The organism is Streptomonospora alba (assembly GCF_000826685.1).
Classification (GTDB): Bacteria; Actinomycetota; Actinomycetes; order Streptosporangiales; family Streptosporangiaceae; genus Streptomonospora; species Streptomonospora alba.
Map to the genome: position 1 here is coordinate 1 of NZ_JROO01000039.1, position 22,260 is coordinate 22,260.

Sequence of the window (22,260 nt, forward strand, 5' to 3'; positions counted from 1 at the left end):
CCGACCGGGCCCGGTGCGAGCCGTCGCGGTGCCGTCCCCTCGTCTCTGCGCCCGAGGGCCCGCCGGACGCCGCCGTCCCCCGTGCGAGCTACGTGCGAGTGTCCACCGCACGGTGACGATTCGGCAGCGCCGGATCCGTAGCGTTCCCGTTGTCCGCGGCAGTCCGGCCGCGGGGTGTCGGGAAGGGGAAACCGTGAGATTCGTCTGGCAGCTTCTGGCCGTCGTGGCGATCAGCCTCGTCGGAGGCAACATCGTCCTGCTGGTGGAGAGCAACCCGTGGCTCACCCTGGCGCTGGGAACCCTGACGGCCGCGCTGACCGTGCTGGTCTATGCCTGGGTGGTGCGGCGCACCGAGAAGCGGGTCGTCACGGAGGTCGCCCGGGCGGGGCTGGTTTCCCAGACCGCGCTGGGTACGGTGATCGGCTTCGCCCTCTTCGTGATGGTCATCCTGAACATCTACTTCCTGGAGTTCTACGAGATCCAAGGGGTCGGCTCGGTTGTCGGCGCGATCGGATTCGTCGGCTTCATGGGCGCCGCCGCTGTGGCCGAGGAGGTGCTGTTCCGCGGCGTCCTGTACCGCATCATCGAGGAGAAGACCGGTACCTGGATCTCGCTGGTACTGACAAGCGTGGTGTTCGCCCTTGGGCACGTGCCCAACCCGAACGCCACCGCGATGGGTATCGCCGTAGTGGCCGTGGCCGGCGGCATGTTCGCCGCCGCATACGCCGCCGGCCGCAACCTGTGGCTGCCGATCGGCATCCACTTCGGCTGGAACTTCACCGCGGCCGGCGTCTTCAGCACCGAGGTCTCGGGCAACGGTGCCAGCAGCGGGCTCCTGGAAGCCGAAGTGTCGGGACCGGCGCTGATCAGCGGCGGCGAATTCGGGCCCGAGGCCAGCCTGTACTCGCTCGCGTTCTGCCTGCTGACCATGCTGGTTTTCCTGTGGATCGCGCACCGCCGCGGCCGCCTGGTGCCCTTCCGCCGCACCGATCGGGCCGGCGCCGAGGCTAAGCTGCCCCGGTGACCGATACGCCCGCGGCGACCGATCCCCAGCGGATTCTCCGGCTGTGGCACCGGCTCGACGTCACGGTCCGCGACCTCCCCTTGGCGCTGCTGCTGCTGGCCGGGTCGCTCGTGCCGTCGCTGCACGGCTCGGGAACCGAAATCGGCAGCCTGCCGGACCGCCCGTTCGACGCCCTGGCTGCCGCGGCGGTCCTCCTGCAGTGCCTGCCGCTGGCCGTACGCCGGCGATGGCCGGCCCTGTGCCTGATCCTGGTGGTACTGGGCTTCGGCCTGGACCAGCTGCGCGGCTACCACCTGTTCGCGGGCACCGGGCTGGCCCTCGCGCTGCTGAGCGCGGGCGCCCACCTGGAGTGGCGCCGGCGCCTGACCATGCTCCTGCTGTCGGCGGCCTACGTGCCGTTCGCGGTCGCGCTGCACCGGCTCGGCCCCGGCGAGTCCCCGGCCGAGTTCGCCACCTTCTACATCGCGCTGGCCATCCCGTGGGGCATGGGGGCGTGGCTGCGCTCCACCCGGGCCGCCGAAGCCGAGCACCGCCGCCGCCTCGCCGAGCAGACCCGCACCGCCGAACGCACGAGCATCGCCCGCGAGCTGCACGACGTGGTGACCCACCACGTGACGGCGATGGTCGTCCAAGCGGAGGCGGCGCGGTATCTGACCGCCGCACCCGAGCGCCTCGACCAGGCCCTGAGCGCCGTCAGCGACACCGGCCGGCGGGCGACCACCGACCTGCGCCACCTGCTCGACCTGCTCCACCCCGATCACGGCACCGAGGCCAGGACGCCGCCCGCGGGACGCCTGCTGACACTGGTGGAGCAGACGCGCCGCTCGGGCCAGCCGGTGGAGTTCTCCGAGGAGGGCACGCCGGCGGAGTCGACCGGCAGCGCCGACCTCGTGGCCTACCGGGTCGTACAGGAGGCGCTGACCAACGCCCTCAAGCACGCCGCCGGCAGCCCCACCTCGGTCCGGGTGTGCCACGGCGAGACGCAGATCACCGTGGAGGTGGGCACCGAAGGCGGCGGCGCGGAAGGTTCCGGGGCCGGCGGCGCGGCCGCCATCGGCGCGGCTGCCGGCGGCGGGCGGGGGCTGGCCGGCCTGCGCGAGCGGGTCGACGTCCTGGGCGGCGACTTCAGCGCCGAGCGGCGCCCCGGCGGAGGCTTCCTCGTGTGGGCGCGCATCCCCGCGGGCGGCGTGTCGTGAGCGCGCCCATCAGGGTCCTGGTCTGCGACGACCAGATGCTGGTGCGCACCGGGCTGGTGACCGTCATCGACGCCCAACCCGACATGGAGGTGGCGGGCGAGTGCGAGGACGGCCGCGCCGCGGTCGACCTCGGCGGCAGGCTGAGCCCGGACGTGGTGGTGATGGACGTGCGCATGCCGGTGCTCGACGGCATCGAGGCCACCCGCCTGCTGGCCGGCGCCGGTGTGGACCGCCCCGTCAAGGTGCTCGTGGTGACGACGTTCAACCTGGACGAGTACGTCTACGAGGCGCTGCGCGCCGGCGCGAGCGGATTCCTGCTCAAGGACGCGCCACCGGACCGGCTGCTGCACGGGATCCGGACCGTGGCCGCGGGCGCGGCACTGCTGGACCCCGAGGTGACGCGGCGACTCGTGGGCAAGTACGCCACGCGCATCCGACCCGCCGTCGGCGCGGAGACGGACACCCCGCTGACCCCGCGCGAACTGGAGGTCCTGCGCCTGATCGCCGACGGCCTGTCCAACAGCGAGATCGCCGCGGCCCTCGTGCTGAGCCCGGAGACCGTCAAGACCTTCGTGTCGCGCATCCTGACCAAGCTGGACCTGCGCGACCGCGTCCAGGCGGTGGTCTACGCCTACCGTCGCGGCCTGGTGACCTGACGCGCCGCGCGGTGGCCAGCCAGGCGCCCAGCGCCGCACCCTCGTCGGAACCCCTGCCGGGACAGGGGCCCGTGAAGCGTCCCCGACCCCCGCAGCAGGCCGGCGGGAAGCGGTTCAGCCGAGCGTGTGCGTACCGTCTCCTCGGCCCAGCGGTGCCCGCCCGCCACATGGCGCACCAGGTTACGCAGCGTCCAGCCGGGGCATGCGGCTACGGGGAGGGCGAGGTCGGCGCCGTCGAGGTGCGCTGCGAAAAGCGCGGTCTGCTCCACCAAGCGGTCGCAGCAGGGGCTGTCGCGGTTCATCGGCCGGCGCCGACGTTAGAACCGGGATGAGACGAAGAGCAGATGCGTGCATGCGGCATGTCCGGATCCGGACACGCCCAGCATACGGACGACCGTCGCACCGCGGAATAGTCCGCCCGCGCCGACCGCTGAAGCTAGTCGGCTACGGCCTGCCCCGCGCGTCGGAGTAGGTTGTAGCGGCGGATCCGTCCGGTCATGGGACGGCCGAGAACCGCTGCGATTCACGGGGCCTACGGGCAGGGGGACCGATGCCGCACGACAGTACGGACAGCCGCAAGCAGCACCACCCGGTGTTCAGGCGCGGAATGTACGTGCTGTGGGTGGCCATCCGCACCGAGCCGCTCGTCTTCGCCGTCGCCGTCGCCGGCGCCGCCCTGCACGCCGTCGTCAGCGTCGGTTCGGCCTCGGTGATGGGCGGCATCACCGACCGGGTCATCCTGCCCGCGTTCGAGAACGGCTCCACCACCGCCGCGGCCCTGATGGCGGCCGCCGGCCTGCTGCTGGGCGTGGGCGTGGCCAAGGCGATCGGGCTGGCCGCCCGGCGGCTGTTCGCCGGGCTGATGCAGTTCCGGATGCAGGCGCGCTATCGCCGCAGCGTCTCGCGGACCTACCTGCGCCTGCCGCTGGCCTGGCACCACAGCCACGCCACCGGCCAACTGCTGTCCAACGCCAACGCCGACGTCGAGGAGGCCTGGCGCCCGCTGGCCCCGCTGCCCATGGCGATCGGCAGCGCCGCCATGCTCGTCATCGCCGCCGTCGCGATGGTGATCACCGACCCGGTCCTCGCGCTCGTCGCGTTCGTGGTCTTCCCGGCGCTGGCCGTGGCCAACGTCGTCTTCCAGCGCCGCGTGTCACCGGCGGCCACGCGCGCCCAGGCGCTGCGCGCCGAGGTCAGCGAGGTCGCCCACGAGTCCTTCGACGGCGCTCTGGTGGTCAAGAGCCTGGGCCGCGAGGACAACGAGACCGAGCGCTTCACCGAGGCCGCCCACCGTCTGCGCGACGCCCAGATCCGCGTCGGCCGGATGCGCGCCGCCTTCGACCCCGTGATGGAGCACCTGCCCAACTTCGGCATCCTGGCCGTACTCGTACTGGGGATGTGGCGGCTGGCCGGCGGCGCCATCACCCCAGGCGAGCTGGTGCAGATCTCCTACCTGTTCACCCTGCTCAGCATGCCCATCCGCTCCTTCGGCTGGCTGCTGGGCGACCTGCCCCGCACCGTCGTGGCCTGGAACCGCGTCCAGGCCGTCCTCACCGCGCCGGGGTCGATGCCCTACGGCGAGCGGCGCGTACCCGACGGCCGCGGCGGTGTCCGGCTCACCGCCCACGGCGTCGGATTCTCCTACGAGGACGCCTACGCCGGCGGCGGTCGCGACCTCTCCGACGCCGAGGACACCGTCGCCGCCCAGCGCAGCACGGTGCTGCGCGACGTCGACCTGGACATCGCCCCCGGACGCACCGTCGCGCTGGTGGGCCCCACGGGTGCGGGCAAGTCCACCCTGACCACCGTGCTCACGCGCCTGGTCGACCCCGACACCGGCACCGTCGCCCTCGAAGGCACCGATGTGTGCGAGCTGGAGAAGGGCGAGATCGCCCGCGTCGCCGCCCTCGTGCCGCAGACGACGTTCGTCTTCGAGGACACGGTGCGCGGCAATGTCAGCTTGGGTGCCGACGTCGACGACGCCGAGGTATGGGCCGCCCTGCGGCTGGCCCGCGCCGACTCCTTCGTCGCCGCCCTGCCCGAAGGGCTCGACACGCCTCTGGGCGAGCGCGGCACCAGCCTCTCCGGCGGCCAGCGCCAGCGGCTGGCCCTGGCCCGCGCCGTGGTGCGCAAGCCCCGCCTGCTCATCCTCGACGACGCCACCTCCGCGGTCGATCCGCAGGTCGAGGCGCAGATCCTCGCCGGCCTGCGCGAGACCGACCTGGCCGCCACCGTGCTTGTGGTCGCCTACCGCCGCGCCACCATCGAACTCGCCGACGAGGTGGTCCTGCTGGAGGCAGGCACCGTGCGCGACCGCGGCACCCACACCGAGCTGCTGGAGCGCTCCCCGGGCTACCGGCGCCTGGTCACCGCCTATGAGCGCGCCGCCGCCGAGCGGGCAGGCGAGCCCGAGGCCGGCGAGGGCGGCCCCGAACCGCACGGCCTGCGCCCTTCCCGAGGCCCAGAGGGCGCCGCCGGCGACGAGGAGACCGACGAGACCGAGGAGGCCGTGCGTTGAGCGCCACCGCAGCCGATCAGAGCAGCAGCGACGGCGCCGAGGCGGCCGAAGCCGGCCCGACGCAGGGCGGGCTGGAGCGCAGCCGCGACGGCGCGATCGCCACCATCCGGCGCGGCCTGCGGCTGTCGCCGGAGTTCGCGCGCGGACTGGGGCTGACCCTGCTGCTGGCCGTCGTGGCCACGGCGGGCAAGGTCATCGTGCCCATCGCCATCCAGCAGATCATCGACCGCGGCATGGACTCCTCCGGCCGCCCCGACATGGATTTCGTCGCCGCGACGGTGGCGCTGTGCGCCGGCACGCTTGTGGTCACCATGGCCTGCGCGTACCTGATGAACGTGCGGCTCTACCGCGCCACCGAGTCGGCGCTGGCCACCCTGCGCCGCAAGGCCTTCCGCCACGTGCACGACCTGTCCGTGCTGACCCAGAACAGCGAGCGCAAGGGCTCCCTGGTCGCCCGCGTCACCGCCGACGTCGACCAGATCAGCACCTTCATGCAATGGGGCGGCCTGCAGCTCATCGTCAGCGTCGGCCAGCTGGTGGTGGCCACCGCGCTCATGGCGGTCTACTCCTGGGAACTCACCCTGCTGGTGTGGGTGTGCTTCATCCCGCTGCTGCTGGGCGCCCGCTGGCTGCAGAAGCGGCTCTCCCGCGCCTACCTCACGGTCCGCGAACGCACCGGCGACATGCTGGGCGCCATCGGCGAGACCGTCATGGGCGCCTCGGTCATCCGCGCCCACGCCACCGAGGAGCGCACCGCCCGCCGCGTCGACACCACGGTGCTGGCCACCCGCACCGCCCAGGTCAAGGCCCAGCGGCTGTCCATGGCCGTCTCGCCCTTCGCCGAGATGATCGCTGCCGTGGGCAACGCCGCCGTCGTCGTGGCGGGTGTGCTGCTGGGCATCGGCGGCGGCATCACCGCGGGCGAGCTGGTGGCGTTCCTGTTCCTGATGACGCTGTTCATCCAGCCGATGATGATGGCCACCGAGATCTTCAACGAGGCCCAGAACGCCATCGCCGGGTGGCGGCGGGTGCTGGGCATCCTCGACACCGTCCCCGACATCGCCGACCCCGGCGAGGCCGGCGCCGAACTGCCGCGCGGCCCGGTGGCGGTGCGCTTCGACGGCGTCTCCTACGCCTACCCCGGCGGTCCGACCGTGCTCGACTCCGTCGACGAGGAGATCGCGCCCGGTACCCGGGTGGCCGTGGTCGGCGAGACGGGCTCGGGCAAGACCACCTTCGTCAAGCTGCTGACCAGGCTGATGGACCCCGGCGAGGGCCGCGTGCTCGTCGACGGCACCGACCTGCGCGAGGTCGCCTTCTCCTCGCTGCGCGCCCGCATGGTGATGGTGCCTCAGGAAGGCTTCCTCTTCGACAGCTCGCTGGGCGCCAACATCCGCTTCGCCCGGCCCGAGGCCACCGACGCCGAACTGGAGGCCGCCGTCACCGAACTCGGCCTGGCCGACTGGCTCTCGGGCCTGGCCCACGGCTTGGACACCCCCGTAGGGCAGCGCGGCGAATCGCTGTCGGCCGGGGAGCGCCAGCTGGTGGCGCTGGTGCGGGCCTACATCGCCGACCCCGATCTGCTGGTGCTGGACGAGGCGACCTCGGCCGTGGACCCCGACACCGAGGTGCGCATCCAGCGCGCCCTGGACCGGCTCACCCGCGGGCGCACCTCCGTGGCCATCGCCCACCGGCTCTCCACCGCCGAGGCCGCCGACGAGGTCCTGGTCTTCGACGCCGGGCGCGTCGTCCAGCGCGGCAGTCACCACGAACTCGCCGCCCGGCCGGGCGTCTACGCCGACCTGTACGCCTCCTGGGTGCGCAGCTCCGCCTGAAGGGGCCGGCCCCGCGCCCGCTTCGGCCCCTTCAGGAGTCGGCGGCGCGCCCGCCGCCCTCGCGCTCGCTCCACCAGTGAGCGGCCAGCAGCTCGGCCGCCACCGGCTCGGTGAGCAGGCTGACGTCGGGATCGCCGTCGCCGGGGTAGCGCACCGACATCTCCGCGCCGGGAACCTCGCCGCCCACGGCCACCGCCCTGCCCCGCAGCTGCAGCAGGTGCTCGACGGTGCGCTCGTCGTAGTGGGAGCCGGCGAACAGCAGCGCCCGGTAGTCCACGACCGCCGCCAGATAGCGGTCGGTGTGCGACCATTCGCCCGACTCCACCGCATGAGCGGCCACGACCGGCCCCTGCCGCAGCGCCAGCGCGCCCAGCTGCGCCGAGCACAGCCGCTCGGCCGGGGCCACCAGGTGCAGCCCGTCGGGCGAGCGCAGCGCGGCGGCCGCCCGCGGCACCCACTGCGGCGCCTGCTCCAGCAGACCCGCGGTGGCGTTGGCGCAGCGCCGCAGGCTCACCGACACGTCGCCGCCCTGCGGCGGCGCCCCCAGCCGGTAGCCCAGCAGCAGCAACAGCGCCAGCGCGTGCTGGACGGCGCGGCAGGAAAGCCCGCTGCGCTCGCTCCCGGCCAGCAGCGGCACGAGGATGTCGGCGTAGCGCGCCACCGGCCCCTCCACCGCGTCGGTCAGCACGATGACCGCCGACCGCTCGACGTAGGTGTCCAGGATCGTGCACAGCTCGCGGTCGCCGCCGCCCGCGGACACCGCCACCACGAGCGTGTCGGGCCCCGGCGGCAGCGAGCGCTCCGCCGACGCGTACTCGGCCACCGCGCCCAAGCCCGCCAGGCGCATCCGCGCCGCCGCGGCCGCGCAGGCGTGGCGCGCACCGCCCACGCCCAGCAGCAGGATCCCCGCGGGCTCGTCGTCGAGCAGCGCCGGCAGCGCCCGGTAGGGGTCGTTGCGGGCGAGGCGGTCGGCGAGCGCGGTCAGCGCGTCGGGTTTGCCGGCCAGGTCGGCGGTGAGCAGATCGGCGGACACGGCACTCCTGAGAATCGGCGTGGGGAGACGCGGCGCCAGAAACCTTACGCGCCGCGCCGACCGGGCGGGGGAGCGGCACCAGGGCACACGCGGGGACTCCGGGCCCCGAACCGGACGGTCCCACCGGCCGCCGGGACGCGTCGCGTGCTTTCGCTTCGCCGCCGAGCGCGGGCGACCGCTTCTGCACGGTGCACCGCCGCTCGGCGGCACGCCGACTCACAGGGCTTCGTTCGCACACGCCCCATCGCCGAAGCGGTCGTGTGCGGCGGTTCCAGGCGCGCTTTCCGGGGCTCGTTCCCCTCCGCCGGGGGCGGCGGCCCCCGCCGCGACCGGCCCCGGCGTCCCCCTAGGCTGGAACCATGAGCACCAGCCCTCCCGCCGGCGCCTCCGGGGCCCGTCTGGCCCCCGAGATCGCCGCCCGGCTCGACCGCAATCCCGACGGCCTGCTGCCGGCCGTCGTGCAGCAGTACGACACCGGCGAGGTGCTGATGTTGGCCTGGATGGACGACGAGGCGCTGCGCCGCACTCTGGAGACCGGCAGCGCCACCTACTGGTCGCGCAGCCGCCGGGAGTACTGGGTCAAGGGCGCCACCTCCGGCAACGTGCAGCGGGTCGTCGGCGCCGCGCTGGACTGCGACGGCGACACCCTGCTCATCCGGGTCGACCAGACCGGCGCGGCCTGCCACACCGGTGCCCGCACCTGCTTCGACGAGGGCGGAGAGCTCCCCCTGGGCGCCGACGCGAGCGCCGCAGACCGGGAGGCCCCGTGACCGCGCGCCGCGCCGAGTTCGCCGCCGCGCTGGGCGCCGTGACGGCCGGGGCGGCGGCACTCACCGGCGCCTCCGGGCGCACCTGGGCGCGGGCGGAGGTCGACCTCGGCGGCCCTGTCGCCGCCGCACCCGTCGAGCTGACCGGCGGCGACATCGCCCCGACCGCCTTCGCCATGGGCATGGCCGGGCTGGCGGCGGTTGCCGCGCTGGCGGCCACCCGAGGCGCTCCGCGCCGCGTCCTGGGCGCGATCATCGCGCTGTTCGGCGCCGCCGCCCTGGGCTCGGTCTGGCGCGGCACCCGCACCGCCGCGGTGGAGCAGGCGGCCGCCGAGCGCTCCACCGCCCACGGCGGGATCGAGGCGCTGCACCTGGTCGCGCTGTGGCCCGGACTGGCCGCAGCCGGCGCCGCGCTGCTGGTGGCCGCAGGCGCCTACACGCTGGTGCGGGGTGCTGCCTGGCCCGCCATGGGCAGCAGGTACGATCGCCACAGCGCCCCCGGCACGGCCCGCCCCAGCGATCCCGCCGAGCTGTGGAAGTCGCTGGACAGCGGCGCCGACCCCACCCTGGACCCCGGGCACGAGGCCGTCGGCGGCTCCGGCCCCGCCGGCGACGGACGGCCCGCGCCCCGCCCCCGCCACGAAAACCAGAAGGAGCCTTGATGGCCGACGAACACCACGAGGACCACGGCAACACTGTCGCTGCGTGGTTTCTGACCTTGTCCTGGATCGTCGTGTGGACCGCCGCGGGACTGGCGATCATGTTCGACGAGAACGTGGTGCAGTGGACCGCCGTCGGCCTCGGTGCGAGCATCCTCTGCGCCGCCGTCGCCGGACTGCTGAAGAAGGCCGGGATGGGCCGCAAGCACCCGCGCCCGACTCCGCTCACGCGCGAGGCGTGGGAGGCGCTCCGGGCCGAGCGCGCCGACGCCGCGGGAGCCCAGGACCGGGCGAAGACCGAAGCCGGCGAGGAGCAGGAGACCGCCGCGGCCCACTGACCCCCGGTCGGCGTACCGCCGATCTCCCCCTCTCCGCATCCACGCCGGTAACCGAGGATGCGTGGACGCGCCGCCGGTGGGAGAGTAGATTGCCGCGCACGCCGCCGCGGAGTGAAAGACCGGTACCCGCAGCGCCGATCCGGCGTCGTGCCCACGGCCCGCCTGTCGCTCAGCGGCGGTGGCGCCCGCGGCACGAGGCCGTCGGCGCGAACGCCGCCGCGCTGCGGCGGCTCCGTCTCTGCAACCGACACCAGGAAGCCGCATCGTCATGAGCTACGGTCCACCCCCGGGGCAGCAGCCTCCGAACCAGCCGCCCCCCAATCAGCCGCCTCCCAACCAACCGCCCGGAGGCTACGGCCCGCCTCCCGGAGGCTCGGGCGGCTACCCCGGCGGCGCCGCCGGCGGCACCGAGCCGCCCAACGACTTCCTGGTTCCGGCCATCCTGTCGATGTTCTGCTGCTTCCCCTTCGCCATTCCCGCCATCCTCTCGGCGGCCAAGGTCAACGCGCAGTGGAACCTCGGCGACTACGCCGGCGCTCAGGAGCGGGCGGCCAAGGCCAAGCGGTTCACGCTCATCGCCGTCATCGTCGGCGTGGTCTGGTACATCGTCTGGACCATCGGCTACTTCGGGATCATCGCCTCGATCATGAGTAACACGCCGACCACCACCTACTGATGACGCCCGAGAACGTCCAAGCTCCGCGGCGCCGCCTGCATCCTGCGGCGGCGCCGCTGCTCTTGGGCGCCGCCGGACTCGCCGGTGCGACACTGCTGCACTTCGTCGACCCCAACCAGCCCGGGCAGTACCCCACCTGCCCCTGGTTGCTGATGACCGGTACCTGGTGCCCGGGCTGCGGCACCATGCGCGCGATCCACGCGCTGACCGAGCTGGACCTCCTCGGCGCCCTGCAGATGAATCCCGCGGCGATGGCGCTGGCCCCGTTCGTCGCCTACGGCTACTTCCGGTGGCTCTACCGGTCCTTGCGTCCGCCGCCGCCGCGCACCACGCCCAAGAAGGCCGTCCGCCCGGTGTGGCTCTACCTCTTCCTGGGCGCGCTCGTGGCCTACTGGGTGGTCCGCAACCTGCCCTTCGGCCAGGTCCTGGCGCCGGGATAGGCTCCGGGCCCCGCAACGGGGTCCCGCAACCCGGGGGAGATGGCCACGGCCCCGCCCGGACTCGATACGATCGGTAGTACCCGAACGCGGGGCGGTCCCCGCGGTCCGGTGCCCGGCCCCGCGCGCAACCGCTGCGGGCGAGCCCCGCCCGAGCACGCCACGACCGCTTCGGCCGCGGGAACCGGGATCCCGGTGCTTACCCGCAGGCGCGGGGATGGCCCAGGTCCATACACCGGCGACATGAGGGGGCAGTCCCACGTGAGCGTGCTCGACGAGATTGTCGAGGGAGTGCGCGCCGATCTCGCCGATCGGCAGGCGGCCACACCCCTGGAGCGGCTCAAGGAGGCGGCCGAGTCCGCGCCCTGGCCCCAGGATGCGGCTGCCGCGTTGCGCCGCCCCGGTGTGCAGGTCATCGCCGAGGTCAAGCGCTCCAGCCCCTCCAAGGGCTCCCTGGCCGCGATCACCGACCCCGCCGCTCTCGCCCGCGACTACGCCGCCGGCGGGGCGGCCGTCGTCAGCGTCCTCACCGAGCAGCGCCGCTTCGGCGGCAGCCTTGAGGACCTCGACGCGGTCCGCGCGGCGGTCCCCACCGCGCTGCTGCGCAAGGACTTCATCATCAGCTCCTACCAGCTGTGGGAGGCCCGCGTGCACGGCGCCGACGCCGTGCTGCTGATCGTCGCGGCGCTGGAGCAGCAGGCCCTGGTCTCGCTGGTCGAGCGGGCCCACTCGCTGGGCCTGACACCGCTGGTCGAGGTGCACACCGAGGACGAGGTCGGCCGCGCACTCGCGGCCGGCGCCACCGTGGTCGGCGTCAACGCACGCGACCTGCGGACACTGGAGGTCGACCGGGACACGTTCGCGCGCCTGGCGCCGCTGATCCCCGCCGACCGCGTCCGCATCGCCGAGTCCGGCGTGCGCGGGCCCCACGACCTGCTCGCCTACGCGGGCCACGGGGCCGACGCGGTACTGGTCGGCGAGAGCCTCGTCAGCGGCCGCCATCCCCGCGACGCCGTCGCCGACCTGGTCACGGCGGGCGCACATCCCGCGCTGCGGGACCGGGGCTGAACGTGAGCGCCCGGGCGGTCCCGCATCGGCCCCACCCCGGCCGCCGCTCCGACGGGCGATGGTTCTAGGGGGCCCTCGCGCTTTCGCGTGACGGCCCCCGCTGCCGCGCTGACCTTCAGCCGGCCGGCGGACCCGGGACGCGCTCGCCCGGCGCCGGCCTTCCGACCGCCGAGGCGCGCGCCGCGCGCCGACATGGAGAAGAACCACATGCCATCCGAGACACCGGATCCCAGCCGTTCCGAACACCCCGACGCACGCGGGCACTTCGGCCGCTACGGCGGCCGCTTCAGCCCCGAGGCGCTGGTCGCCGCGCTCGACCAGGTGGCCGAGGAGTGGGAGAAGGCCAAGAACGACCCGGGCTTCCGCGCTGAGCTGGACGCCCTGCTGCGTGACTACACCGGCCGCCCCAGCCTGCTGACCGAGGCACCGCGCTTCGCCGAGCACTGCGGCGGCGCCCGCGTGCTGCTCAAGCGCGAGGACCTCAACCACACCGGCTCCCACAAGATCAACAACGTGCTCGGCCAGGCGCTGCTGACCAAGCGTATGGGAAAGACCCGGGTCATCGCCGAGACCGGCGCCGGCCAGCACGGGGTGGCCACCGCCACGGCGTGCGCCCTCATGGGGCTGAGCTGCGTCATCTACATGGGCGAGGAGGACACCCGGCGCCAGGCGCTCAACGTCGCCCGCATGCGGCTGCTGGGCGCCGAGGTCGTCCCCGTCTCCGTCGGCAGCCGCACCCTCAAGGACGCCATCAACGAGGCGTTCCGCGACTGGGTGGCCAACGTCGAGAACACCCACTACCTCTTCGGCACCGTGGCCGGTCCGCACCCGTTCCCGGCGCTCGTGCGCGACCTGCACTACGTCATCGGCGAAGAGGCCCGCTCCCAGGTACTCGACCTCACCGGGCGGCTGCCGGACGCGGTGGCGGCCTGCGTGGGCGGCGGATCCAACGCGATGGGCGCCTTCGCCGCGTTCATCCCCGACACCGGCGTCGGCCTCTACGGGTTCGAGGCCGGCGGCGACGGCGTGACCACCACCCGCCACGCCGCCGCGATCTCCGGCGGGGCCCCCGGCGTCTTCCACGGCGCGCGCACCTACGTGCTGCAGGACACCTACGGCCAGACCCTGCCCAGCCACTCGATCTCGGCCGGCCTGGACTACCCGGCGGTGGGCCCCGAGCACGCCTGGCTGGCCGACAGCGGCCGGGTCACCTACCGGGCCGTCACCGACGCCCAGGCCATGGAGGCGTTCCGGCTGCTGAGCCGCACCGAGGGCATCATCCCCGCCATCGAGAGCGCCCACGCGCTGGCCGGAGTGCGCGAGCTCGGCGCCGAACTGGGGCCCGAGGGCGTCATCGTGGTCAACCTCTCCGGGCGCGGGGACAAGGACGTCGACACCGCGGCGACCTACTTCGGGCTGGTCGACGGCGGCGAAGACGGCAGCGGGGAGTCGGCGTGAGCGGGACGGCGAGCGAGAGCGCGGGCGCGCAACCCGGCGGGAGAGACGAGCGAGGGCGAGAGACGATGAGCCAGACGACACTGCAGGCCGCGCTGGCCCGCACGAAGGCCGACGGGCGGGCGGCCCTCATCGGCTACCTGCCGGCGGGCTTCCCCGACCCGGACTCCTCGATCAAGGTCATCGAGGCCATGGTCGAGGGCGGCTGCGACGTCGTCGAAGTCGGCCTGCCCTACTCCGACCCCACCATGGACGGCCCCACCATCCAGCGGGCCGCCGACACGGCCCTGGCCGCGGGCACAACGCCGCCCGACGTGCTGCGGGTCGTGGAGGCCACCGCCGCCACCGGCGCCGCGGCTCTGGTGATGACCTACTGGAACCCCGTCGAGCGCTACGGTCCGGACCGGTTCTGCGCCGACCTCGCCGCCGCCGGGGGAGCCGGGGCGATCACCCCCGACCTCATCCCCGAAGAGGCCGACGAGTGGTTGGCGGCCACCGACGCGGCCGGGCTGGACCGCGTTTTCCTGGTCGCGCCCTCCTCCTCCGACGAACGGCTGCGGCTGACCGCACGGGCCTCGCGCGGCTTCGTCTACGCCGCCTCGCTCATGGGCGTCACCGGCACCCGGGCCCAGGTCTCGGGCACCGCCGAGAAACTGGTCGCGCGCACCCGCGACGCGATCGGCGACGGCGGCGGGCTGCCGGTGTGCGTGGGCCTGGGCATCTCCAACCGCTCCCAGGCCGCCGAGGTGGCCGCCTACGCCGACGGTGTCATCGCCGGCGCCGGCTTCTGCCAGCGTGTGCTGGACGCCCCCGACCTGGAGACCGGCATCAGCGCCGTGCGCTCCTTCGCCGAGGAGCTGGCCCTGGGCGTGCGAGCCGGCCGGTCCTGAGCGCGCCCGGCTCCCACCGGTTCCCGCCCGCCCACCGGCCGCGGCCGGTGGGCGGGTCGCACACCGTCTTGGCAGGCGTTCGGGGAGTCTTCCCCGAAATCCCGATCGACCGCCGAGCGCAGCAGCCGGGGGCGCCGATTCGTCCGGGAGGCGAATCGGCGCCCCCGACCCGTTTACGCGGGACACCGAAGCCCTCGCCGGCCTTCATGCCGGGGCGTCCTTGGCGGGTACGGGTAAGAATCCCGTGAGAGTGCGGCCCCGGAGGCCGTCGGGGGGCATGGCGGCCGGGGGCCGCGCCGTTACAGTTCGTCGAGGACGCCGGGCGGTCGCCCCCGCGGCGAAGGCACACCGGAACCGCGGGTGCCGCTGCTTTCACCTAGAGTAGTATCCGCAGGGTGTACCGGTACCGGTGCCCTGACCGCAGATACCGCTTGCCCCCACGGGAATCCTCCTTGGACACCACACACCACTCGGCGACACCGACCGAGCCGGCCGCGGCGCCCCGCCGCTGGGCGGCCATCCAGCCCTGGCTGACCCTGCTCGCCCGCCTCGCCTTGGCCGGAGTACTGGCCTGGGCGGCGGTGAGTAAGCTGCCTCCGGCCCTGTCGGTGCAGTCCGTCGAGGCCTACCAGCTCTTCTCACCCGGCGTCGCCGAGTTCATCGGCTTCACGCTGCCGCTGCTGGAGTTGGCGTTCGCGCTGCTGCTGCTCCTCGGGCTGGCCACGCGCTACGTCGGAGCGGCTTCGGGCCTGCTGATGGTGGTGTTCATCGCGGGGATCGTCTCGGCATGGGCGCGCGGACTCGACATCGACTGCGGGTGCTTCGGCACCGGCGGCCAGGTCGCCGAGGGCGAGACCAGCTACGGGCTCGACATCGCGCGCGACCTCGGCTTCCTCGCGCTGGCGGCGCTCATCGCGATCCGGCCGCGCTCGCCCCTGGCGCTTGACCGGCTGTTCGGCCTCTACCGCTGAACACGGCGCCGAGCGGTGCGCAGGCGCCGCGGTCTCCGCGGTCGTGCACTCCGGCGGGGCATCCGCAGCCGGCCGCCCGGGCAGGGCGGCCGAACCGACCAAGACACGACGGATCACGGTGATCGGCTGATGGGCAAGGCTGCGCGGGAGGCGTCCCGCGAACGACTCAAGCAGGAACGGGAGAGGGCCAAGAAGCGGGCGGCGCGCGCCAAGATGCTCGGCGTGGTCGGTGCCGCGCTGGCCGTGGTGCTGGTCGTGGTGGGCGGCGGCTACCTCTTCCTGTCCCAGCAGCGGGCGCAGGAGCAGGAGTTCGCCGACCGCTACGAGGACCTGCCGCCGCAGACGCTGCAGCAGGACGGCAGTGTCGTGCTGGCGGGCAAGGGCGTCGAGGCCCCCGCCGTCGAGGTCTACGCCGACTTCCAGTGCCCGGCCTGCAAGCAGTTCGAGAACGCCAGCGGCCCCACGCTGCAGCAACTGGCGGCCGAGGGCGAAGCGATCGTGCACTACCGGCCGGTCAGCATCTTCGCCCAGGCCGAGGCGCCGCTGAGCGCCAACTCGCTGCGCGGCGCCGCGGCCGCCCGCGCGGCAGCCGACCACGACGCGTTCGTCCAGTACAACGACCTGCTGTTCGAGAACCAGCCTCCCGAGGGCTCGGAGGGCTTCGCGGTCGAAGACCTGAAGCAGTGGGGCGAGGACGCCGGCATCGACGACCCCGAGTTCGCCGAGCGGGTCGAGGCCGAAAGCAAGGTCGTCGCGACCTTCACCGACGACTACATGCCCCGGCTCCGCTCCGCGGCGCAGGAGCAGCTGAACGAGTCGGAGATCCAGGAGATGGGCCTGGCCGGGCTGATCGAATGGGGCGGCGACAACGGCGTGGACGGCTCGTTCCTCCAGGACACCTATGTCAAGGAGGTCATCGATGCCACGGCGGCGGTCAAGGACAGGTACTCTTCCGGAGCGAACGCGTTCGGTGGTACACCGTCGGTCTATGTCAACGGCGAGAAGATGGGCGACGCCGCATTCTCCGGCGACGGCGTCCGCGACGCCGTCCAGCAGGCCGAACCCGGCGAGGTGAGCACCGAACCGCTCGCCGCGGGCGCGGGGGCCGACGCCGGTGCCTCGCCCGAGCCAGAAGTGTCACCCTGACCCCAAGGACAGATCCGAGCGATGACGAATCCGCTGATCGCCCCCGAGGGCGCGGCCGCGACCGGCCGCGCCCTCGCGGCCTTTCCCAGCCCCGAGGTGAGTTCGATCTCGCTCGGACCCGTGACCATCCACTTCTACGCGCTGTGCATCCTCGCGGGCGTCTTCGTCGCCGTGTTCTGGGCCGAGCGCCGGTGGGCCGCGATGGGCGGCGAAAAGGGCACCGTCATCGACCTCGCGGTGCCCGCTGTGCTGCTGGGGCTCCTCGGCGGCCGCATCTACCACGTCGTCAGCGACTACCAGCTCTACTTCGGACCGGGCCGCAACCCCGTCGAGGCCCTCTACATCACCAACGGCGGGCTGGGCATCTGGGGCGCCATCCCGCTGGGGGCCCTGGGCGTGTGGTGGGTCGCCCGGCGGCGCGGCCTCTCGCTGTCGAAGCTGTCCTTCGCCATCGCCCCCACCGTCCCGCTGGCCCAAGCGCTGGGCCGCTGGGGCAACTACTTCAACCAGGAGCTGTTCGGCAAGCCCACCGACCTGCCCTGGGCCGTGCACATCTCCCTGGACTACACCTACAACGCCGAGGGCGCGCCCCGACCGGGCATGCAGCCGCTGCCCGGCAACCCCACGGAGTACTACAGCACCTACCACCCGACGTTCCTCTACGAGTCACTGTGGTGCCTCGCACTCGCGGTGCTGCTCGCCTGGCTGGGCAGGCGTTATGGCGACCGGCTGGACGGCGGGCGGCTCTTCGCGGTCTATGTTATGGGCTACTGTGTGGGTCGGTTCTGGATCGAGTACCTGCGGGTCGACCCCGCGAACGAGATCCTGGGCCTGCGGTTGAACAACTGGACCTCCGTGCTGGTGTTCGCCGCCGCGCTCGCCTACTTCGTGTGGGCCGGACGGCGGCTGGACGCCTTCTCGAGCCGGGTGGTCCCCGCAGGCCACGACGTCGGGACCGAGGTCTTCGACACCGACCCCGCCACCTCCCAGGACAGCGCCGAATCCGGCGACAGCGGCACGGAGGCCGCGGACCAGGAGACAGGCACAGCCGGGCGGCCCCGGGGCACAGGCCCTGCGCCGCCCGAGGATGGATGACCACGTGAGCAAATCCGACCACACCGGACGCGGCCGAAGGCGTGCGCGCCGGGACGCGCCCACCCGCGCGCCCCGGGAGCGCTACGAGGCCGACGACGTCCGCACCGACAGCGATTTCGACGCCGACGCCGGGCCTTCGCGCCGGGGCGGTCGCAGTACCGCTTCGCGCGGCGGAGGTGTGGCCACCGCGGCACGGCCCGACACCGAGGAGGCCGAGAGCGAGGGCGCGCGCGGCGGGAGGTCCGCAGGCCGCGGGCGGCGCGGCGGAGCGGGCCAGAGCCGCCGCGGCGGCCGATCGGGCTCTCCGGTCGACCCCGTCGCGAAGTTCTCCGCCTCGGCGCTTCGGCGCGTGAGCGTGCTCGGCGACCGGCCCTCCCAGGTCGTCTACAACCTCGCCGAGCAGAGCACCCGCACCTACGGCACCAGAATCCTGGCCATTCTGCTGGTGCTGTGCCTGACCGCTCTGGTGGCGCTGCTGGGCGTGCTGACCTATCAGCTGGCCACCGACACGGTCGAGGGGACCGGCAGCGGCGGCAGCAGCGCCATCGTCGCCCCGCCGGAGGGGCACAGCACCCTCGTGCCGGAGCTCTACCAGGCCCAGCCCCAGGACGACGCGTTCGAGCCCATCGCCGAGCGGCCCGAAGGCGCAGGCCCGATCCCCGAGGACGACCTGTTCGGCTCCGACACGGAGGAACTGGAGCTGGACGGCCAGAAGCTGGTCCGCGACCAGTCGCAGACCACCGACACCTGCACCTCCATGGTCTGGGGCGAGGGAGTCGCGGAGTCGCTGGTCGAGGGTGAATGCACCTCGGCCGCCAGCGCCGTCTACCTGGACTCCGACACGGAGTACATCGCGCAGTTCAACCTGTTCGACCTCTCCTCGCAGGACTCCGCCGCATCCGTCGCGGAGGCGCTCAACCCCGACGAGGCCTCCACGGCCCCCGGGTTCCTGCTGCCGCAGAAGGGCGGCGTCGACGGGCTGCACAAGGACTACAGCCAGGCCACCGCCCAGGTCATGGGACACTACCTCGCGGTGTACTGGGTGGCGCGCACCGACGGCGCCGAGCCCGGCGACGACGACACGCTCTCCACGCTGAACGTGGCGGCGATGAACGCCTCGACGTGGGTCTACCGCCAGGTCGGCGAGGCCGAGCAGAAGTAGATCCGGTGCGGGGCGCCGCAGCACACGGGCGGCGGCGCCCCGCAGGGCGTAGCGGGCGCCTGCCTGCAGCGGCGACGCTTCGGATGCGGTGCCGTACGAAGCGCCCCGCTTTGCGGGCGGTAGCGGGCATCGGGCGGTCGTGGGCGCAAGCTAGGATTTGCGCACCGGCGGCATGGGCACACGGAGCCGCCGCCACCCCCGCCATATGAGAACACAGCCCCCGTGACCGTCCGAGAGGTTCTGGTGTCTTCTAAGTCGTCCGTGTCCGGTGTCCCCGGCCGGCGGAGGAAACCCGACGAAGCCGACTCCATCGAGGGTCTCGGCGCGCCTTCCGCCCGCCGCAAGGGAGCCCGGCGCCGGAGTAAGGGCGCCCGCGCCAAAGCGCCCGGCGGCAGACTGCTGCGCCTCCTGCTCGGCGCCCTCGGCGTGGCCGTCGTGGCCCTGGTGGTCGTGCTCGTCCTGCAGTTCGCCACCGGCGGCGTCGATGCGCCGGAGAACCCGGTCCCCTCCGCCTATGAGACCCACGACTCGGGCAGCGAGGTCCTGGCCACGCGCGAGAACGACTCCCGTCCCCTCAACAAGCGCGAACTGTTCGGCGGCGACGCCGAGCAGATCGACAGTTCGAGCCAGGGCATCACCTTCGACCTGCAGACCTCGTCGCTGAGCAAGGACTGCGCCTCGGCCGTGTGGGGCGAGGGCGTGCGCACCGCCCTGACCGAAGCCGACTGCACTCAGGCGGCGCGGGCCGGCTACACCTCCGACGGCTACGTGGGCGCTGCCGTGATGTTCAACCTCCGCGACGCCGAGGCCGCCCAGTCCGTGGCGACGGCGCTGCAGCCGCCCAAGGACCCCGACGCCGAGCCCTCCGGGTTCATCACCGTCCCCAAAGCCGAGGAGGACCCCTTCTCCCGCCTCGGAGGCGGCTACAGCGCCGCGGAGGCCACCGTCAGCGGCCACTACCTGAGCGTCGTGTGGGTGCAGCCGCTCGACGCCGAGGACCCGGCCGAACGCACGAGTCTGGTCTCCCCGCTGATCGCGCTGAACAACTTCCGCGACCCCCTCTACAGCCGCGAGGTCCAGCTGGAGAACTTCCAGCAGAACCAGGAGGCCCAGGAAGGCTCCCTCCCGGCGTCCTGACGGCTCGTCCGGCGGCCCGTTCAGCCCGCCTGCGTCTCGTCTTCGGTCGTGATCGTCCGAGCGACGAGGTCCGCGGCCGCCGCGCGCAGCCGGGGCATGCGGTGAGCCGGCAGGTCGAGCAGCGTGTGCCCGCTGATCCACGGCACAGCCGCGGCGACCGCCTGGCGGGCGGTGCGCTTGTTGACCGGGCGACCGGCAGCGGACGACACCCGCACCAGTCCTGCGCGCAAGGTGGCGGTGAGCCGGCCGTGGGCCCGGCGCTGGCAGTGCAGGAGCAGCTCCTCGGCCCACCCGTCGCCTTCCGTGTTCTCCACGGCCTGCACCGTGGTCAACCGCGGTTGCGGGGTTCCGCGCAAGAAGCGCACGCGAAAGCGCGGGGCCAGCAGGTCGGCCAGCTCGCGCTGGCCCGCCTGATCGCGGACGCAGGTGTGGGAGGCGGGCACCACCGCGGCCGCCTCGGGGCCGGGTGCGGCCAGCAGAGCCCGCCCCAGCAGGTCGTCCCACCCGCCGGTGAGATTCACCGCGGCGTGCCCGGCCTCGGCGGGGCTCTCCAGCCAGGTCTCCAACCGCACCCGGTGCGGCGCCGGCGACTCCCGGCCGCCGTCCGGGCCCGCCGCCGGTTCCAGCGCGGCGCGCGGCCACTCGCCCACGGCGGTCTCGGCCCCGGTGCGTTGCAGGACGGCCCGCGCTTCGGACGCGCCCAGCGCGCCCGTCGCCTCGGCGGCGTTGGAGCCGCGGCTGTAGAGCCGCGCCTTCGCGCCCGTGCCGCGCCCCGCCGAGGGCGTGCGGCCGGTCGGCCGCAGCACGTACATGTCGCTGGCCGCGCCGATCGCCTCGGCGCCCAGGTACCGGTTGAAGTCGGGCCACAGCGCCTCGGTGACCAGCCCCAGTGCGCTCAGCCGCGACTGGGTCTTGGCGGTCAGCGCCGGGGTGGTCTCGCTGGCGCCGTAGGCCAGCAGCAGGCGTCCGAGCTGCGGAGAAGCCAGCCCTTCCAGGCCGCGGCGCACGAACAGCTCGACGCCGTCGGGGGTGTAGGGCGGGTCGGTGAAGGCCAGATCGGCCTGGCCGCGTACGGCTTCGGGCAGGCCCAGCCGAAGGTCGGCGAAGTGGCAGTGCACCGGAAGGCCGAGGCGCCGCGCGGCGTCGTCGATGTAGGCCAGCATCCGCTCGTCGATGTCGACCACGACGGCGCGCAGTCCCGGATGCACCAGGGTGGCCGCCAGTGAGGTGAGATCGTGGTCGCCCACGCACAGCAGCTGCGCTCCCTCCAGCGCGAAGCGGCTGTGCAGCAGCAGTGCGCGGCGCAGCGCGGTCCCGGCCGTGGCGGCGACGTGGTCCAGGTCGGTACGGGACGCGGGGGCCTCGTCGACCAGCCGGCCCAGTTCGGCGGCGGCCTCGGCGAATCCGTCCAGCAGGTGGGCGACGGGGTCGGCGGGCTCGGGGCGCTCGGATGCGGCGTAGTCCTCAGGCCGCAGCAGCCGCACGCGCGCACCCTCGGTGTCCCACGCGACCTCGCCGGCCAGCGCGTCGAGTACGGCCTGCACCCCGCGATGGGCCACGGCGGTGCGGCGCACCAGTTCCCGCGGCGACCACCAGCCGCCGTCGGCGAGCGCGGCGAGCACCCGGTGCAGCCGCGCGGCGCCGACGCCGTGGCCGGTCAGGAGGTCGGTCAGAGCCGGGGGCGGCTCGGCGGGGGAGGGGCCGCCGGGGGTCTGCGGTTCGAAGCGGTCGTCGCCGGTGTGGTCGTTCACCCTTCGATGATCGCGCACCCGCCCCGCCTCCTGCGCCGGTGCCGGAGTCCGCACAGGCGCGGCACCGGGTGTGGCGCGGGTCGCACGTTTTTCTCACCGCGGCTTTATGTCGTCCGTGTTGCCCGCGGGTACGCTGGGTGTGAAGAGAAGTCGCCCCCGGTGCACAGCGGCGTCAGGGGGCGATGTACGGTTCTTGCGGTCTCCTTTGCCACGCTCTGTGGAGCTCGGGGCAAAAGGGAGGTTTGCGGGGCTGTGTCGCTTGGAATCATCACGGCTAGCCCCGAAGGGAGGGTCGACGCCGACCCTCCTCGGCCTGCCGCACCGCAATGGTGCGGTTCGAGGTCTAGACCTCCGATTTCGTGTCGGGGCTGGACCCTTGTACAACTGACTACTTACGAGTGTGGCCACCGACCTGGGCCGACACCGGTTAACACGAGGACGTGACG

21 protein-coding genes are annotated in these 22,260 nt (G+C 73.5%); 18 read left to right on the forward strand and 3 right to left on the reverse strand.

Going from position 1 to position 22,260, the window contains the following annotated elements; genetic code table 11:
- Positions 1 to 193 precede the first annotated feature (193 nt).
- From LP52_RS19595 to LP52_RS19605, 3 genes are read left to right on the forward strand one after another with little or no spacing between them, the layout of a single operon-like run.
- Entirely contained in the window at positions 194 to 1,024 is an 831-nt protein-coding gene (locus LP52_RS19595; protein ID WP_040275721.1) for a CPBP family intramembrane glutamic endopeptidase, read from the forward strand.
- Positions 1,021 to 2,220, forward strand: a complete 1,200-nt coding sequence (locus LP52_RS19600) for a sensor histidine kinase (RefSeq protein WP_040275722.1) — start codon at positions 1,021 to 1,023, stop codon at positions 2,218 to 2,220. The genes LP52_RS19595 and LP52_RS19600 overlap by 4 nt, the downstream gene beginning before the upstream one ends.
- Positions 2,217 to 2,876 (forward strand): response regulator, encoded by a 660-nt coding sequence (locus LP52_RS19605; RefSeq protein WP_040275763.1) that lies wholly within the window; start codon positions 2,217 to 2,219, stop codon positions 2,874 to 2,876. The genes LP52_RS19600 and LP52_RS19605 overlap by 4 nt, the downstream gene beginning before the upstream one ends.
- On the opposite strand, the gene LP52_RS29020 is transcribed toward LP52_RS19605, so the two are convergent.
- The gene (locus tag LP52_RS29020; RefSeq protein ID WP_084723347.1) at positions 2,852 to 3,178 is read right to left on the reverse strand and encodes a maleylpyruvate isomerase N-terminal domain-containing protein; all 327 of its coding nucleotides are present in this window, start codon (positions 3,176 to 3,178) and stop codon (positions 2,852 to 2,854) included. The genes LP52_RS19605 and LP52_RS29020 overlap by 25 nt on opposite strands.
- Before the next feature lie 248 nt (positions 3,179 to 3,426).
- Here LP52_RS29020 and LP52_RS19610 point away from each other — a divergent pair, with 248 nt between their 5' ends.
- Both LP52_RS19610 and LP52_RS19615 read left to right on the forward strand, forming a co-directional pair.
- Positions 3,427 to 5,394, forward strand: a complete 1,968-nt coding sequence (locus LP52_RS19610) for an ABC transporter ATP-binding protein (RefSeq protein WP_052810048.1) — start codon at positions 3,427 to 3,429, stop codon at positions 5,392 to 5,394.
- Positions 5,391 to 7,229, forward strand: coding sequence for an ABC transporter ATP-binding protein (locus LP52_RS19615; protein ID WP_040275723.1), 1,839 nt, complete (start codon positions 5,391 to 5,393; stop codon positions 7,227 to 7,229). The genes LP52_RS19610 and LP52_RS19615 overlap by 4 nt, the downstream gene beginning before the upstream one ends.
- A gap of 31 nt (positions 7,230 to 7,260) precedes the next feature.
- On the opposite strand, the gene LP52_RS19620 is transcribed toward LP52_RS19615, so the two are convergent.
- Positions 7,261 to 8,262, reverse strand: a complete 1,002-nt coding sequence (locus LP52_RS19620; RefSeq protein ID WP_040275725.1) for an SIS domain-containing protein — start codon at positions 8,260 to 8,262, stop codon at positions 7,261 to 7,263.
- 359 nt (positions 8,263 to 8,621) lie between these two features.
- On the opposite strand from LP52_RS19620, the gene hisI reads away from it, so the two are divergent.
- The 13 genes from hisI to LP52_RS19685 all read left to right on the forward strand — a co-directional run bounded on the left by hisI (position 8,622) and on the right by LP52_RS19685 (position 20,063).
- Entirely contained in the window at positions 8,622 to 9,032 is a 411-nt protein-coding gene (hisI, locus tag LP52_RS19625) for a phosphoribosyl-AMP cyclohydrolase (RefSeq protein ID WP_052810049.1), read from the forward strand.
- Positions 9,029 to 9,691 (forward strand): Trp biosynthesis-associated membrane protein, encoded by a 663-nt coding sequence (locus LP52_RS19630; protein ID WP_052810050.1) that lies wholly within the window; start codon positions 9,029 to 9,031, stop codon positions 9,689 to 9,691. Before hisI ends, LP52_RS19630 begins: the two co-directional genes overlap by 4 nt.
- A complete protein-coding gene (locus LP52_RS19635) occupies positions 9,691 to 10,026 on the forward strand; it encodes an HGxxPAAW family protein (protein ID WP_040275726.1) in 336 nt (111 codons plus the stop codon). Before LP52_RS19630 ends, LP52_RS19635 begins: the two co-directional genes overlap by 1 nt.
- 268 nt (positions 10,027 to 10,294) lie before the next feature.
- Complete coding sequence (locus LP52_RS19640) at positions 10,295 to 10,702, forward strand: CD225/dispanin family protein (protein ID WP_040275727.1); 408 nt, start codon at positions 10,295 to 10,297, stop codon at positions 10,700 to 10,702.
- A complete protein-coding gene (locus LP52_RS19645) occupies positions 10,702 to 11,142 on the forward strand; it encodes a DUF2752 domain-containing protein (RefSeq protein WP_040275728.1) in 441 nt (146 codons plus the stop codon). Before LP52_RS19640 ends, LP52_RS19645 begins: the two co-directional genes overlap by 1 nt.
- Before the next feature lie 258 nt (positions 11,143 to 11,400).
- On the forward strand, positions 11,401 to 12,207 hold the full coding sequence (gene trpC / locus LP52_RS19650) for an indole-3-glycerol phosphate synthase TrpC (protein WP_040275729.1): 807 nt from the start codon (positions 11,401 to 11,403) through the stop codon (positions 12,205 to 12,207).
- A 207-nt stretch (positions 12,208 to 12,414) separates the two neighbouring features.
- Complete coding sequence (trpB, locus tag LP52_RS19655) at positions 12,415 to 13,665, forward strand: tryptophan synthase subunit beta (protein ID WP_040275771.1); 1,251 nt, start codon at positions 12,415 to 12,417, stop codon at positions 13,663 to 13,665.
- Positions 13,666 to 13,730: 65 nt separating this feature from the next.
- Positions 13,731 to 14,552 carry a tryptophan synthase subunit alpha gene (gene trpA, locus LP52_RS19660; protein WP_040275730.1) on the forward strand — a complete coding sequence of 274 codons (822 nt, stop codon included), beginning with the start codon at positions 13,731 to 13,733 and terminating at the stop codon, positions 14,550 to 14,552.
- Between the two features lie 452 nt (positions 14,553 to 15,004).
- A complete protein-coding gene (locus tag LP52_RS19665; protein ID WP_040275732.1) occupies positions 15,005 to 15,523 on the forward strand; it encodes a MauE/DoxX family redox-associated membrane protein in 519 nt (172 codons plus the stop codon).
- 129 nt (positions 15,524 to 15,652) lie between these two features.
- A complete protein-coding gene (locus LP52_RS19670; protein WP_040275734.1) occupies positions 15,653 to 16,669 on the forward strand; it encodes a DsbA family protein in 1,017 nt (338 codons plus the stop codon).
- 21 nt (positions 16,670 to 16,690) lie between these two features.
- Entirely contained in the window at positions 16,691 to 17,764 is a 1,074-nt protein-coding gene (gene lgt, locus LP52_RS19675; RefSeq protein WP_084723348.1) for a prolipoprotein diacylglyceryl transferase, read from the forward strand.
- A gap of 4 nt (positions 17,765 to 17,768) precedes the next feature.
- Positions 17,769 to 18,926 carry a hypothetical protein gene (locus LP52_RS19680; RefSeq protein ID WP_040275735.1) on the forward strand — a complete coding sequence of 386 codons (1,158 nt, stop codon included), beginning with the start codon at positions 17,769 to 17,771 and terminating at the stop codon, positions 18,924 to 18,926.
- Between the two features lie 261 nt (positions 18,927 to 19,187).
- On the forward strand, positions 19,188 to 20,063 hold the full coding sequence (locus LP52_RS19685; RefSeq protein ID WP_052810051.1) for a hypothetical protein: 876 nt from the start codon (positions 19,188 to 19,190) through the stop codon (positions 20,061 to 20,063).
- Positions 20,064 to 20,083: 20 nt separating this feature from the next.
- Here LP52_RS19685 and LP52_RS19690 read toward each other — a convergent pair whose 3' ends face one another.
- Positions 20,084 to 21,814, reverse strand: coding sequence for a bis-aminopropyl spermidine synthase family protein (locus LP52_RS19690; protein WP_052810052.1), 1,731 nt, complete (start codon positions 21,812 to 21,814; stop codon positions 20,084 to 20,086).
- Positions 21,815 to 22,260 lie beyond the last annotated feature (446 nt).

Coding starts and splice junctions, on each gene's coding strand:
- LP52_RS29020 (WP_084723347.1), bottom strand. CDS start 3,178: ATGAACCGCGACAGCCCCTGCTGCGACCGCTTGGTGGAGCAGACCGCG.
- LP52_RS19610 (WP_052810048.1), top strand. CDS start 3,427: ATGCCGCACGACAGTACGGACAGCCGCAAGCAGCACCACCCGGTGTTC.
- hisI (WP_052810049.1), top strand. CDS start 8,622: ATGAGCACCAGCCCTCCCGCCGGCGCCTCCGGGGCCCGTCTGGCCCCC.
- LP52_RS19635 (WP_040275726.1), top strand. CDS start 9,691: ATGGCCGACGAACACCACGAGGACCACGGCAACACTGTCGCTGCGTGG.
- LP52_RS19640 (WP_040275727.1), top strand. CDS start 10,295: ATGAGCTACGGTCCACCCCCGGGGCAGCAGCCTCCGAACCAGCCGCCC.
- LP52_RS19645 (WP_040275728.1), top strand. CDS start 10,702: ATGACGCCCGAGAACGTCCAAGCTCCGCGGCGCCGCCTGCATCCTGCG.
- trpB (WP_040275771.1), top strand. CDS start 12,415: ATGCCATCCGAGACACCGGATCCCAGCCGTTCCGAACACCCCGACGCA.
- trpA (WP_040275730.1), top strand. CDS start 13,731: ATGAGCCAGACGACACTGCAGGCCGCGCTGGCCCGCACGAAGGCCGAC.
- LP52_RS19670 (WP_040275734.1), top strand. CDS start 15,653: ATGGGCAAGGCTGCGCGGGAGGCGTCCCGCGAACGACTCAAGCAGGAA.
- lgt (WP_084723348.1), top strand. CDS start 16,691: ATGACGAATCCGCTGATCGCCCCCGAGGGCGCGGCCGCGACCGGCCGC.